This window comes from Kitasatospora fiedleri, from assembly GCF_948472415.1.
Lineage (GTDB): Bacteria > Actinomycetota > Actinomycetes > Streptomycetales > Streptomycetaceae > Kitasatospora > Kitasatospora fiedleri.
In genome coordinates, this window is sequence record NZ_OX419519.1 from 5,727,760 (window position 1) to 5,742,130 (window position 14,371).

The window sequence follows — 14,371 nt, forward strand, 5'->3', positions numbered from 1 at the left end:
CCGAGGAGCCGTCATGTCTCCACCTCGCACCCCCCGCAACCGGGTCCCGGCGCTCACCGCCGCCCTCACGCTGCTCGCCGCCGGCCTGTCGACCGCGGTCGCCGTCCCGGCCTCCGCCGCCGCCGTCCAGTGCTCCATCGACTACACGACGAACGACTGGGGCAGCGGCTTCACCGCCAACGTGGCGATCACCAACCGGGGCACCGCGGCGCTCAACGGCTGGACGCTCACCTACTCCTACACCGGCAACCAGACGCTCTCGGGCAGCGGCTGGAACGGCACCTGGAGCCAGTCCGGCAAGAACGTCACCGTCGCCGCCCCGGCCTGGGCGGCCACCCTCCCGGCCGGCGGCTCGGCCACCGCGGGCGCCAACTTCTCGTACAGCGGCACCAACGCGGCCCCGACCGCCTTCGCGGTCAACGGCACCAGCTGCACCGGCGCCCACGCGGCCCCGACCACCACCCTGACCAGTCCCGCCCCCGGTGCCACCTACCAGGCCGGGGTGGCCGTCCCGCTCGCGGCGACGGCCACGGCGGCGGACGGCGCCAGCATCAGCAAGGTCGAGTTCTACGACAACACCACGCTGATCGGCACCGCCACCAGCGCCCCGTACACCTTCACCTGGACGGGCGCGGCGAGCGGAAACCACTCGATCTACGCGAAGGCGTACGACAGCCTGGGCGCGAGCAGTGAGTCGACCCCGGCGGGCATCACGGTCGCGGCCGGTCCGGCGATCAGCGCCACCCCGCTGACCCTGTCGGTGAACCAGGGCAAGACCGGCAGCTTCGCCGTGAAGCTCAGCAGCCGGCCGAGCGCCAACGTCACCGTCACCACCACCCGGACCTCGGGCAACACCGGACTGTCCGTCAGCTCCGGCGCGACGCTGACCTTCACCCCGGCCGACTGGTCGACGGCGCAGACCGTCACGCTCACCGCCGACGCCTCCTCCACCGGCTCGGCGACCTTCACCTCCACCGCGACCGGGTACACCTCCTCGGCGGTCACGGTGACCGAGCTGGCCGCCGCCTCGGGCGTGTACAACGACCGGTTCCTCCAGCTCTACAACAAGATCAAGGACCCGGCGAACGGCTACTTCTCGCCGGAGGGCATCCCCTACCACTCGGTGGAGACCCTGCTGGTCGAGGCCCCCGACCAGGGCCACGAGACCACCTCGGAGGCGTACTCGTACCTGCTCTGGCTGGAGGCCCAGTACGGGCGGGTCACCCAGGACTGGTCGAAGTTCAACGCGGCGTGGACGCTCATGGAGACGTACATGATCCCGGGCCACGCCGACCAGCCGACCAACGCGTTCTACAACGCGTCCAAGCCGGCCACCTACGCGCCCGAGCGCCCGCTGCCGAGCGACTACCCGGCCGCGCTGGACACCTCGGTCACCGCGGGCGCCGACCCGATCGCCGGCGAGCTGAAGAGCGCCTACGGCACCGACGACATCTACGGCATGCACTGGCTACAGGACGTGGACAACGTCTACGGCTACGGCAACGCGCCCGGCAAGTGCGAAGCCGGCCCGAGCGACACCGGCCCGTCGTTCATCAACACCTACCAGCGCGGCGCGCAGGAGTCGGTGTGGGAGACCATCCCGCAGCCCACCTGCGACAACTTCAGGTACGGCGGCAAGAACGGGTACCTGGACCTGTTCGTCAAGGACAACTCCTACGCCAAGCAGTGGAAGTACACCGACGCGCCGGACGCCGACGCGCGCGCCGTCCAGGCCGCGTACTGGGCCGACACCTGGGCCAAGGCGCAGGGCAACGGCGCGAAGGTGGCCACCACGGTGGCCAAGGCCGGCAAGATGGGTGACTACCTGCGGTACTCGTTCTTCGACAAGTACTTCAAGCAGATCGGCAACTGCGTCGGCCCGAACAGCTGCGCGGCCGGCAGCGGCAAGAGCTCCGAGCACTACCTGCTCTCCTGGTACTACGCCTGGGGCGGCGCCACCGACACCTCGGCGGGCTGGTCCTGGCGGATCGGCGACAGCGCGGCGCACGGCGGCTACCAGAACCCGATGGCCGCGTACGCGCTGGTCAACGACCCGGCGATGGCCCCCAAGTCGGCCACCGGCAAGTCCGACTGGACCACCTCGATGGGCCGTCAGGTCGAGTTCACCCAGTGGCTGCAGTCCAGCGAGGGCGCGATCGCGGGCGGCGCGACCAACAGCTGGGAGGGCGACTACGGGACCCCGCCGGCCGGCACCCCGACCTTCTACGGGATGTTCTACGACGAGGCGCCGGTCTACCACGACCCGGCCTCCAACCAGTGGTTCGGCTTCCAGGCCTGGGGCCTGGAGCGGATGGCCGAGTACTACTACTCCAGCGGCGACCCGAAGGCCAAGGCCATCCTGGACAAGTGGGTGACCTGGGCGCTGTCCAAGACCACCTTCACCGCGGACGGCAGCTACCAGATCCCGTCCACGCTGGCCTGGAGCGGCAAGCCGGACACCTGGAACGCCGCCTCCCCGGGCGCCAACACCGGCCTGCACGTGAGCGTGGTCGACTACACCAACGACGTCGGGGTGGCCGGCTCCTACGCCAAGCTGCTGGCCTACTACGCGGCCAAGTCCGGCAACGCGGCGGCCAAGGGCGCGGCGCAGAAGCTGCTCGACGGCATGTGGGCCCACAACCAGGACGCGCTGGGCGTCTCGGTGCCGGAGACCCGCACCGACTACAGCCGCTTCAACGAGCCGCTCGCGGTGCCGAGCGGCTGGACCGGCACCATGCCCAACGGGGACCCGGTCAACAGCGCCTCCACCTTCCTGTCGATCCGGTCCTTCTACCGGAACGACCCGTCGTTCGCCAAGGTCCAGACGTACCTGAACGGCGGCGCCGCGCCGACCTTCACGTACCACCGGTTCTGGGCGCAGGCCGACGTCGCCACGGCGATGGCGACCTACGGCGAGCTGTTCGGCGGCTGACGGGCCGCCGGCGGAGCGAGCCGACGGCTGACGAGCCGTCACCCGAGCGCGAGTGCCCGGTCCGACCGACAGCGGACCGGGCACTCGCCCGTTCTGAGGAGATTGTTTTACTCCCTCTTGATTTTTGTCATATGTGCTGAATAGTCTCCCGGCCATTCGGACGCCATCGATCACCCACGATCGCGCCGCCGACACTCGGGAGGGTCAACCCCTATGAGCGTTCCCCGGATTCGCCGTTCCGCACGCACCGCGGCCTGTCTCGCACTCGCCACGGCCGGAGCACTGGCCCTGCCCACCGCCGGCGCGGCCGCGGCGACCGCCGACGGACCCCTGCTCAGCTACGTCGTCAACACCAGGGCCAACCACGGCCAGACCCAGAAGGCCGAGCGCGAGATCAGGGCGGCCGGCGGCACCGTGGTCGCCTCCTACGAGCGGATAGGCGTGGTGATCGCCCGCTCCACCGACCCCGGCTTCGCCGCCCGGCTGCGGACGTCGAAGACCGTCGACTCGGTCGGCGCCAGCCGCACCGCGGGCATCGAGGCCGCCGACGTGGAGGGCGCCGTCCAGGAGACCGCCGTCCCCGCCACCGCGCCCGCCGACGGCAGCGAACCGCTCTGGGCCAACCAGTGGGACATGCGGCAGATCGGCGTCGACCGGGCGCACCGGCAGACCCTCGGCAGCCGCTCGGTGGTGGTCGGCGTGCTCGACTCCGGCATCGACGCCACCCACGAGGACCTCGCCGCCAACGTCGACCCGAAGCTCTCCGCGTCCTGCCTCAGCGGCAGCCCCGACACCAGCTGGCAGTCCTGGCAGCCCACCACCAGCAGCCACGGCACCCACGTGGCCGGCACCATCGCCGCCGCCAAGAACGGCAAGGGCGTCGAGGGCATCGCCCCCGGCGTCCGGCTGGCCGCCGTCAAGGTGGTCGACGACGGCGGGTTCATCTACCCCGAGTACGCGATCTGCGGCTTCGTCTGGGCCGCCGAGCACCACTTCCAGGTCACCAACAACAGCTACTACGTGGACCCGTGGATGTTCAACTGCGCCGCCGACCCCGACCAGGCCGCGGTCAGCGAGGCGGTCCGCCGGGCCGTCGACTACTCGCGCCGCAACGGCGTGCTCAACGTCGCCGCCGCGGGCAACGAGAACATCGACCTGGCGCACAAGACGGTCGACGTCTCCAGCCCCGACGACACCGTCCCGGCCACCCGGCCGATCGGCGCCGACTGCCTGGACCTGCCCGCCGAACTGCCCGGCGTGGTCGCGGTCTCCGCGATCGGCGTCAAGGGCGACAAGTCGTACTACTCCAGCTACGGCCTGCACAAGGTCACCGTGGCGGCCCCCGGCGGCGACAGCCGCTACCAGGTGCCGGACACCCCGGACGCCAAGGGCGGGGTGCTCTCCACCCTCCCCGGCGGCACGTACGGCTACATGTCGGGCACCTCGATGGCCTCCCCGCACGTGGCCGGGGTGGCCGCGCTGCTCGCCTCCACCCACCCGTGGGCCGGCCCCGAGCAGCTGCGCGCCCTGCTGGTCGACCAGGCCGACCCGCACGCCTGCCCGACCGGCGGGGTCCTCGACCCGGGCGGCACCGGGCTCTACCGGGCCACCTGCGAGGGCTCCGGACACGACAACGGCTTCTACGGCGCGGGCGTCGTCTCCGCCGCCAAGGCGGCCGACTGGTGGCGCCTCTGACGTGACGCAGGGACGCCGACCGCCCGGCGGCGGGTCACCCGCCGTCGCCGACGTGCCGGGACCAGTCCGGCTCCACCGGGGCCAGACCGGCCCGGTTCGGCACCTGCTTGAGCCAGGCCGGACGGGCCGCCAGCCGCGCGGCGGCGGCCCGCTCCTCGGCGGCCCGGATCTGCTCGGGCGTCGCGAAGCCCTCCGGCAGCCAGGCCGCCGAGTGCGCCACCCGGGCGGCCAGGTGCGCCACGTACGCCTCCCGCACCGCGGCCGGCGAGTCGAAGCCCGGCTCGCCGGCCAGCCAGGCGTCCGGCACCAGCGCGGCGACCTCACGCAGCAGTTCCGGCGTCACCAGCGGGGCGAGCGCGGCGTCGGCGGCGGCCAGGTCCGGGCCGTAGCCGCCCAGCGCGTGGCCGCTCAGGTCGTAGCGCCGGTGCACCGCGGCGGGCGCGGACGCCCAGCGGTGGTGGAAGACCAGGCCCGCGCCGTTGTCGATCAGCCACAGCCGCCCGTGCCACACCATCAGGTTGGGGTTGTGCACGCTGCGGTCGACGTTCCCGGTCAGCGCGTCCAGCCAGACCACCCGGCCCGCCTCGGCGGGGGACACCTCGATCATCCCCGGCCGGAAGTCCCGCGCGCCCGGCAGCAGGTCCATGCCCAGGTTCCGTCCGGCGCTGGCCCGCAGCAGGTCCTGGATCTCCTGGTCCGGCTCGTCGGCGGCGACCGCCGGGTCGAAGTCCACCAGCACCAGCGGCGGCACCCGCAGCCCCAGCCGCCGGGCCAGTTCGCCCACGATCACCTCGGCCACCAGGGCCTTCACGCCCTGCGCCGCCCCGGTGAACTTCACCACGTACGTCCCCAGGTCGTCGGCCTCCACCACCCCGGGCACCGACCCGCCCGCCCGCAGCGGGTCGACATAGCGCAGCGCCTTCACCTCGTCGAGCATCCGCCCACCCTAACGCGGGGGACCGCCCCGGGTTTGGCGGCCGGTCGCGGCGGTGGTTGGCTGGGCGCGACCGTCGAGCAGCCGACCGAGGAGATGTGAAGCGATGGGCAAGGTGCACGCCACCACCGAGCGGACGTACGGGGCCGACCCGGCGCGGGTGTACGAGGCGCTGGCCGACTACGCGGTGACCCGGCCGAAGCTGCTGCCCGCGCAGTACAGCGAGTACGAGGTGCGGGCCGGCGGCCGGGGCGCCGGGACGCAGGTGCACTGGAAGCTCCGGGCGACCGAGAAGCGGGTCCGGGACTGCCTGTTCACGGTGTCGGCGCCCGGCCCGGAGAAGCTGGTGGAGACCGACGCCAACTCCTCGATGGTGATCACCTGGACGGTGGCGGCGGACGGCGGGAGCGGCAGCCGGGTCACCGTGGAGGCGAGCTGGACCGGCGCCACCGGGATCGGCGGCTTCTTCGAGCGCACCTTCGCGCCGAAGGGCCTCAACCGCATCCACGACCAGGTGCTGGCCAACCTGGCGGCCGAACTCGGCTGAGCCGCCCCGAGCCCCGGCAGCACTCGGACACCTGTACGGCGCGTCAGCCGTACGGGTGTTCTGCTTCCCCGGGACGGGTGAAGCGGGCCCGGTCGGCGGTCGCCGTCAACTTAGGCTCCGGGCCGTGCAGATGACGATCCTTCATGTGTCCCAGCCGGTCGACGGCGGGGTGGCCCGGGTGGTGGTGGACCTGGTGCGCGGGCAGCGCGCGGCCGGGTGCCGGGTGCTGGTGGCCTGCCCGCCCGGCGGCCGGCTCGCCCGCGAGGCCGCCGCGGCCGGCGCCCGGGTGCTGGACTGGCCCGCCGAACGCTCGCCCGGCCCGTCCACCGCCGGGGAGGTGTGGCGGCTGCGCCGGCTGGTCCGCCGGGCCCGGCCGGACGTGCTGCACCTGCACAGCGCGAAGGCCGGGCTGGCCGGGCGGCTGGCGGCCCGCGGCACCCCGGCCACCGTGTTCCAGCCGCACGCCTGGTCGTTCGCGGCGGTGGAGGGGGCGATGGCCGGGGCCAGCCTGCGCTGGGAGCGGCACGCCACCCGCTGGGCCCGCACCGTGCTGTGCGTCAGCGAGCGGGAGCGGGCGGACGGCGAGGCGGCCGGGCTGGTCGCCGACTGGCGGGTGGTGCCCAACGGCGTCGACCTGGAGCACTTCGCGCCCGCCGACCCGGCGTCCCGGCGGGCCGCCCGGATGACCCTGGGCCTGGACCGGGCCGACCCGCTGGCGGTGTGCGTGGGGCGGCTGTGCCGGCAGAAGGGCCAGGACGTGCTGCTGGACGCCTGGACCAGGGTGCAGCTGGCCCGCCCGGCGGCCCGGCTGGTGCTGGTCGGCGGCGGCCCGGACGCCGAGGCGCTGGCCGAGCAGGTGCGCGGGCTGCCGGACCCGTCCCGGGTGCGGATGGTGGGCGACGTGGCCGATCCGCGGCTGTGGCTGGCGGCGGCCGACCTGGTGGTGCTGCCCTCGCGCTGGGAGGGGATGGCGCTGGCGCCGCTGGAGGCGATGGCCTGCGGGCGGCCGGTGCTGCTGACCGACGTGCCGGGGGCCCGGGAGTGCCTGCCGCCGGGGGAGCGGGAGCGGGCGGTGGTGCCGCCGGAGAATCCCGGCGCGATGGCCGAACGGCTGGTCGAATTCCTGGGCGATCGGATCGAGTGCGAACGGCGCGGGCTGCTGGCCCGGTCATACGTGGCAGATCATCACGATATCCGGGGAGTGATTCAGCAGGTGGCGGCGGTGTACCGGACGATTGTTCGGACCGGGGTGGTCCCGGCGGGTCGCACCGGCCGTGTCCCGCAGCGGTTCTGATCGTTTGTCAGGCCGTGAACGCCCGCCCGCGCAGGTGCGGCCTTCTTCCCTGAAAGTCTGATTATTGGGCGGGTGGAATGAAATGGCATGTCAGCCTCCTGCGTGCCGGTCGGCGTTCGGTAATGTCTGATTTTGCCTGCTTCGTCCCCATTTTCGGTAGCGGAATGGCCGACCGCCTCTCACGGCAGCAGGTGCTTACCTGGACCGCGTCCACCGGGTCGAGGCGCCGAGCCGGCGCACGTCCGGTCCGACTGCCCGGCCGCGGCGGGTACACAGCAGGGGAGTTCGTGCGCTGATGACCATTGACCACGAGAGCGTGCCGCGACCGGGCAGAACGCTGACGGGTCCCGGCCGCCCCGGCGCTCGGGCGGGCACCGGGCCCGGTGCCGGGCCCGGCACCGCACCCGGCACGGGCGTGCTCGACCGGCCGCGAATCCGGACGAAGGGCCGCCCCAAGTCCCGGGCCGCCGCGCCCCGGACCTCGGCCGGGGTCGGCCGGCACCGCGGCCGGCTGCACTCCCGGGTCGCCCTCCCGCTCGCCCTGGCCGCCGCCGACACCCTGGCGGTCGGCCTGGCCGCGGCCGCGACCACCCCCGCCGGCACCCGCCCGGTGGCCACCGCCGCCCTGCTGCTGCCCGCGCTGCTCCCGCTCAACCTGGCCGGCGGCCTCTACCGCACCCGGCTCAGCCTCTCCGCCCTCGACGAACTCCCGGGCCTGGCCGCCCGCGCCGCCGTCGCCACCGCCTTCGCGATCACCGCCGACACCTGCCTGGCCGGCCGCTGGGCCGACCTCGGGCCGGTCAGCCCGCTGCGGCTGCTCACCCTGCTGCTCCTGCTGCTCCCGCTCGCCGCCCTCGGCCGGGCCTTCGTCCACCACCTCACCCGCCGGGCCCGCCGCCGCCGCCCCAGCCCGGTGCTGATCCTCGGCGCGGGCGAACTCGGCCAGCACATCGCCGCGGTGCTCACCGACCACCCCGAGTACGGCCTGCGCCCGGTCGGCTACCTCGACCCCGACCCGGTGCTGCTGCCGCCCGGCGCCCCGCTGCCGGTGCTCGGCGGGCGCGAGGTGCTCGGCCGGGTGCTGCGCCGCTACCGCATCCACCACGTGCTGGCCACCGCCGGCGCCGCCGACGAGGCCGAGACGCTGGCCGCGCTGCGGCACGCCGCCCGGCTCGGCTGCCAGGTCTGGCTGGTGCCCGGCCTGCGCGAGTTCGACGCGGTCCGCGGCGCGGGCGACCACCTCTGGGGCTTCCCCTGCCTGCGCCTGGAGGCCCCCGCGATGCGGCGCGGCGGCTGGGCCGTCAAGCGCGGCTTCGACATCGCCTCGGCCGGCCTCGGCCTGCTGCTGATCTCCCCGCTGCTGGCCGCCTGCGCCCTCGCGGTGCGCTGGGACACCGGCCCGGGCGTGCTCTTCCGCCAGCAGCGCACCGGCCTGGACGGCCGGGTCTTCACCGTCCTCAAGTTCCGCACCCTGCGCCCCTCCGACGAGCACGAGTCGGCCACCCGCTGGAACATCGCCCAGGACCACCGGATGGGCGCCATCGGCAAGTTCCTGCGCAGGACCTCGCTGGACGAGCTGCCCCAGCTGTGGAACGTGCTGCGCGGCGACATGAGCCTGGTCGGCCCGCGCCCCGAACGCCCCTACTTCGTCATGCGGTTCGCCCAGGCGTACCCCGAGTACGCCGACCGGCACCGGGTCCCGGTCGGGCTGACCGGCCTGGCCCAGGTCAACGGACTGCGCGGGGACACCTCGATCGAGGACCGGGCGCGCTTCGACAACCGCTACATCGAGGGCTGGAGCCTGTGGGGGGACGCCAAGATCCTGCTCCGCACCGCCGCCCTGGCAGTCCGCCCGGACGGGAGCTGAACCCATGGCCATCGCCCTCCGACCGCCCCACCCGGCAGCGTGGTCGGCCCGGATAGTCCCGGCCCGGCCGAGCTGGCTCGCGGCGGCCACCGTGCTGCTGGTGTGCGTGCCGACCGGGGAGAAGGACGTCGCCGCGGCCGTCCACGTCACCCCCGCCGACCTCGCCTCGCTGGCCCTGGTCGGGCTGATCGCCCTCGACCTGCTGCGCGGCCGGCTGCCCCGCCTCGACCCGGCCGTCTGCGCGCTGCTGGGCGCCGTGGTGCTGGCCGCCGCCGTCGCCACCGCGCACTCCATCGACCCGGCCGCCAGCCTCACCGGCTTCGTCCGGCTGGTGCAGATCTTCGTGCTGGTCCCCGCCGCGGTGCTGCTCGCCGTCCGCGACACCCTGGACCGGCGCCTGGTGCTCGGCTCCTTCGTGCTGGCCGCCCTGATCGAGGGCGCGGTCGGCGCGAACCAGTACCTGACCCGCACCGGCGCCTCCTACACCGGCGAGCCGATCCGGGCCGTCGGCACCTTCGGCGCGCTGGACATCATGGCGATGTCCACCGTCGTCTCGTACGGGCTGCTGGCCGCCCTCGGCCTGGCCCTCGCCGAGCGCCGCCCCGGCGGCAACCGCTGGCTGCGCCGCGCGATGTGGGGCAGCGCCGCGTTCCTGGCCTTCCCGCTGGCGGTCTCGTTCAGCCGGGGCAGCTGGATCGCCACCGCCGTCGCCGCGAGCGTGCTGCTGCTGCGCGCCGACGCCCGGCTCGCCGTCCGGGGCGTGCTGGTCGGCGCCGCCGCCGCGGTGGTGCTGGTCGGCGGGCTCGGCCTCGGCGCCTCCGGCGTCACCGAGCGGCTCAGCTCGATCGGCTCGGTCTCCGCCGCCCCCGACCAGTCGGTCTCCGACCGCTACGACCTGTGGGCCACCGCCGGCCGGATCTGGCAGGACCACCCGGTGACCGGCGCCGGCCCCAAGGCGTTCCAGCAGCTGCGCGACAGCCACGCCCCGCTGCGGCTCTCCTCCGGCAGCGACGCCGCCGACGCCACCATCGGCTTCCAGCGCGAACCGCTGCTCTCCCCGCACAACATGTACTTCCTGGTGCTCAGCGAGCAGGGCCTGCTCGGCGCGGTCGCCTACCTGGCGCTCTTCCTCGCCCTGCTGCTCGGCTGCCTGCGCCGCGCCACCGGCCCCGGCCTGGCCGCCCTCGCCCTGCTCTGCTGGGTGCTCTGGGACTTCCTCTACGCCGACATCGGCGGTACCACCACCGTGCTGACCTCCGTGGTCCTCGGCCTGGCCGCCCGCACCGCCTTCCCCGGACCCGACTCCCGTGAGGCGGACGGCGCATGACGACCGAGCAGCCGGTGGCCGCGGCCCCCGCACCCGTCCCCACCGCCGTCCCCGCCCCGCGCCCCGGCCCGGCCGCCGAACCCGCCCGGCGCGGCTTCCTGGCCAAGGCGTTCGGCGTCACCGCGCTGCTCAGCGCGGCCGGTTCCGGCCTCGGCCTGCTCCGCGACCTGCTGCTGGCCCGCTACTTCGGCGCCAACCAGGGCACCGATGCCTTCCTGGTCGCCTGGACGGTGCCGGAGACCGCCGCGCCGCTGCTGATCGAGGACGCGATGGCGTTCCTGATGGTGCCGGCCTTCAGCCTGGCCCTGGTGCTGCGCGAGGAGCGCCCGCACGGGCCGGACCCGGTAAGGCAGTTGACCCGCTCCACGCTGCCCTGGCTGCTGCTCGCGCTCTGCACCCTCTCCGGCGCGGTCGCGCTCGGCGCGCCGCAACTGGTCGACCTGCTCGCCCCCGGCCTGGCCGACCCGCAGCTCGCCGTCACCTGCACCCGGATCACCGCGCTCACCATCCTGCCGTTCGGCGTCGCCGGCTACCTGGCCTCCGCGCTGCGCGCCCTGCACTCCTTCACCGCGCCCGCCGTCATCTACGTGATGTACAACCTGGGCATCCTGGCGCTGCTGCTCAGCGGCCACCGGCTGCTCGGGGTGCGCTCCGCGGCGATCGGCGTCGCGGTCGGCAGCGCGCTGATGGCCGGCGTGCTGGTGCTGCCGTTCGCCCGCCGGCTGCGCTCCGGCGGACGGCGGCGCGGGCTGCGCCGGGGCGCGGCCCGCCGGCTGGTGCTGATCCCGCTGGCGCTGCTGCCGGTGGCCGCGTTCACGCTGACCCGGCAGGCCCAGGTCTTCATCGAGCGCTACCTCGGCTCCGCCCTGCCGCCCGGCACCATCTCGCACCTCAACTACGCGGCGAAGGTCAGCCAGTTGGCGATGACCTCGGCGATCCTGATCGTCACCGTGACCTTCCCGGTGGTGGCCCGGGCGATGGCCGCCGGGGACTTCACGGCGGCCCGCGACCGGGTCGAGAAGGACCTCGGGCAGGCCGCCGCGCTGGTCCTGCTGGGCACCGCCTTCCTGATGGCCTGCGCCCCCGCGCTGGTCGCCCTGCTGTTCCAGCGCGGCGCGTTCGGCCCGGCCGACACCTCCGCCACCGCCGCCGTGATCCGGGTCTACTCCTTCGGGCTGCCCGCGCAGGCGATGATCGGCGTGATGGTCCGGCCGTACTTCTGCGTCCGCCCGGTGGTGCGCCGCGCCGACGTCCCGCGCGCCGAGGGCGACCGGATCACCTGGCTGGACTGGTACCCGGTCGGCGCGATGCTGCTCGGCCTGGCCGTCACCGTCGCGGTCGGCGTCGGCGCCACCCCGCACTTCGGGGCGCTCGGCCTGGCCGCGGGCAACGCCGCGGGCATCACCACCACCGCGGCGCTGCTGATGCGCGGCCTGATGCTGCGCGGCGTCGCGCTCCGGCTGCCCCTGGTGCTCGGCGGCCAGGCCCGGCTGCTGGCCGCCGCCGTCGCCGCCGCCGGGCTCGGCGCGCTGGCCGCCCGCACCGCCGCCGGACCGCTGCCCGCCGCGCTGCTCGGCGGCACCACCGTCCTGCTGTCCTTCGCCGCCCTCGGCGCGCTGTTCGGCGCCGCCGAGGTGCGCGGCCCGGTGCTCGGACTGCTGGCCCGGGCCCGCCGGCCGCAGCCCACCCCGTCCACCGCTGACGAAGGGAAGCCGCATGGCCGCTGATCCCCGCCTGCCGGCCCAGGCACTCGCGCCCAGGCTCGCGCCCTGGATTCTGATGTACCACTCGGTGGCAGAGGAGGACGAGGACCCGTACCTGCTCACCGTCTCCCCCGAGCGGTTCGCCGAACAGATGGACTGGCTGCACCGCACCGGCCGGCGCGGCGTCAGCGTCCGCGAACTGCTGGCCGCGCAGGCCCGCGGCCGGGAGGCCCGGCTGGTCGGCCTGACCTTCGACGACGGCTACGCCGACTTCGCCCGGCACGCCGTCCCGGTGCTGCGCGAGTACGGCTTCACCGCCACCGCGTACGTCGTCCCCGACCTGCTCGGCAGCGAGAACGGCTGGGACGCCGAGGGGCCGCGCAAGCAACTGCTGACGGTCGAGCAGGTCGCCGAACTGGCTCGGGCCGGCTGGGAGATCGGCTCGCACGGGCTCGGCCACCAGGCGCTGCCCGGCCTGTCCCCGGCCGCCCTGGAGCGGCAGACCGCGGACAGCCGGCGCTCCCTGGAGGACCTGGTCGGCGGCCCGGTCACCGGCTTCTGCTACCCGTACGGCGCGGTCGACCTGCCCGCCACCCGGGCGGTCCGGGACGCCGGGTACGACTACGCCTGCGCCATCGACCACTCCTGGCTGACCGGCCGGCACGCCCTGCCGCGCTGCTACGTCGGCGACCGGGACGGGGCCTGGCGGCTGCGCGCCAAGCACAGCCGGCACCGCTGGCGGGACGCCGTCACCGGGCTGCGCTGGGCCCCGCCGAAGTCCGCGCCGAAGGCCGTCGCGGGGGAGCCCCGATGAGAGTCCTGCACGTGGTCACCGGCCTGCACGCGGGCGGCGCCGAACGCCAGCTCGCCCTGCTGCTGCGGCACCTGCCGGCCGACCAGGAGCACGAGGTGGCCGCGCTGACCGACCCCGGCGCGGTCGCCCGGGAGCTGCGCGCCGACGGCTTCACCGTCCACCACCTCGACATGCGCGGCAACCGCGACCTCGCGGTGCTGCCCCGGCTCACCCGGCTGATCCGCTCCGGCCGCTACGACCTGGTGCACACCCACCTGTACCGGGCCATGCTGTACGGCCGCCTCGCCGCCCGGCTGGCCGGCGTCCGCGCGGTGATCGCCACCGAGCACTCGCTGCAGTCCGGCGTGATCGAGGGCCGGCCCACCTCGCGCGGCGTCAAGGCGCTCTACCTGGGCGCCGAACGGCTCGGCAGCACCACCCTGGCGGTCTCCGGCCAGGTCGCCGGGGTGCTCGGCGAGTGGGGCGTGCCGGCCGAGCGGGTCCGGCTGCTGCCCAACGGGGTGGACGCCGCCCGGTACCGCTTCACCCCCACCGCCCGGGCCGCCCACCGCGGCCGGCTGCGGGCCCAACTCGGCCTGCCGATCGGCGCGTTCGTGATCGGCGCGGTGGGCCGGCTGGTGCCCGGCAAGCGCTTCCACGTCCCGTTGGAGGCGCTGGCCCGGCTGCCCGACGCCCGGCTGCTGCTGATCGGCGAGGGCCCCGAGCGCGCCGCGCTGCTCGACCGCGCGGCCCGGCTCGGCGTCCGCGACCGCCTGGTGCTCACCGGCGAGCGCGACGACGTGCCCGAACTGCTCACCGCCGTCGACGTCCTGGTCTCCCCGTCCCGTGAGGAGACCTTCGGACTGGCCGCCCTGGAGGGACTGGCCGCCGGGCTCCCGCTGCTGCACTCGGCCTGTCCGGCGCTGGCCGAACTGCCCGCCGCCGCGGCCCCGCACGCCCGGCTGCTGCCCTCCGAACCCGAGCCGTACGCCCGGGAGCTGGCCCTGCTGGCGACCACCCGGCCGGGCCCGTTCCCGGTCCCGCCCGCCGTCGCGCACTACGACATCGCCCGGATCGCGACCGAACTGGCCGCCCTCTACCGCGAGTCGGTCGGCACCCCGCCGGCCGCCGTCCCCGTGGTGCCCGCCCCGGCCGCCCCCCGCACCGGGCGGGAGCCCGCCGACCCCCTGCCCCGCGGCCGCTCCCGGCGGGCGGCCGCGGCCCCCTCCGGCCGGCGGCGGCAGCCCGGTGGCTGACCCCGTTGCCCGCCCCCGCCCCG

Annotated in this window: 10 protein-coding genes; 9 read left to right on the top strand and 1 reads right to left on the bottom strand. The window is 75.0% G+C overall.

The genetic code is table 11. From position 1 onward, the window contains the following. Positions 1 to 13 precede the first annotated feature (13 nt). Together QMQ26_RS26070 and QMQ26_RS26075 are read left to right on the top strand one after the other, a co-directional pair. Entirely contained in the window at positions 14 to 2,932 is a 2,919-nt protein-coding gene (locus QMQ26_RS26070; protein ID WP_282202872.1) for a glycoside hydrolase family 48 protein, read from the top strand. Between the two features lie 213 nt (positions 2,933 to 3,145). Continuing rightward, positions 3,146 to 4,627, top strand: coding sequence for a S8 family peptidase (locus tag QMQ26_RS26075; protein ID WP_282202873.1), 1,482 nt, complete (start codon positions 3,146 to 3,148; stop codon positions 4,625 to 4,627). A 34-nt stretch (positions 4,628 to 4,661) separates the two neighbouring features. On the opposite strand, the gene QMQ26_RS26080 is transcribed toward QMQ26_RS26075, so the two are convergent. Continuing rightward, entirely contained in the window at positions 4,662 to 5,564 is a 903-nt protein-coding gene (locus QMQ26_RS26080) for a HipA family kinase (protein ID WP_100840168.1), read from the bottom strand. A gap of 103 nt (positions 5,565 to 5,667) precedes the next feature. Here QMQ26_RS26080 and QMQ26_RS26085 point away from each other — a divergent pair, with 103 nt between their 5' ends. The 7 genes from QMQ26_RS26085 to QMQ26_RS26115 all read left to right on the top strand — a co-directional run bounded on the left by QMQ26_RS26085 (position 5,668) and on the right by QMQ26_RS26115 (position 14,348). Then, entirely contained in the window at positions 5,668 to 6,108 is a 441-nt protein-coding gene (locus QMQ26_RS26085) for an SRPBCC family protein (protein WP_282202874.1), read from the top strand. Positions 6,109 to 6,238: 130 nt separating this feature from the next. Continuing rightward, positions 6,239 to 7,402 carry a glycosyltransferase gene (locus tag QMQ26_RS26090; protein ID WP_282202875.1) on the top strand — a complete coding sequence of 388 codons (1,164 nt, stop codon included), beginning with the start codon at positions 6,239 to 6,241 and terminating at the stop codon, positions 7,400 to 7,402. A gap of 295 nt (positions 7,403 to 7,697) precedes the next feature. Next, positions 7,698 to 9,269, top strand: coding sequence for a sugar transferase (locus QMQ26_RS26095; RefSeq protein ID WP_100840165.1), 1,572 nt, complete (start codon positions 7,698 to 7,700; stop codon positions 9,267 to 9,269). 4 nt (positions 9,270 to 9,273) lie between these two features. Continuing rightward, positions 9,274 to 10,596, top strand: coding sequence for an O-antigen ligase family protein (locus tag QMQ26_RS26100; RefSeq protein WP_100840164.1), 1,323 nt, complete (start codon positions 9,274 to 9,276; stop codon positions 10,594 to 10,596). Further along, positions 10,593 to 12,323: a lipid II flippase MurJ gene (locus QMQ26_RS26105; protein ID WP_100840163.1), complete on the top strand. Its 1,731-nt coding sequence runs from the start codon at positions 10,593 to 10,595 to the stop codon at positions 12,321 to 12,323. Before QMQ26_RS26100 ends, QMQ26_RS26105 begins: the two co-directional genes overlap by 4 nt. After that, positions 12,313 to 13,113: a polysaccharide deacetylase family protein gene (locus tag QMQ26_RS26110; RefSeq protein ID WP_100840162.1), complete on the top strand. Its 801-nt coding sequence runs from the start codon at positions 12,313 to 12,315 to the stop codon at positions 13,111 to 13,113. Before QMQ26_RS26105 ends, QMQ26_RS26110 begins: the two co-directional genes overlap by 11 nt. Then, positions 13,110 to 14,348: a glycosyltransferase gene (locus QMQ26_RS26115; protein WP_282202876.1), complete on the top strand. Its 1,239-nt coding sequence runs from the start codon at positions 13,110 to 13,112 to the stop codon at positions 14,346 to 14,348. Before QMQ26_RS26110 ends, QMQ26_RS26115 begins: the two co-directional genes overlap by 4 nt. Positions 14,349 to 14,371 lie beyond the last annotated feature (23 nt).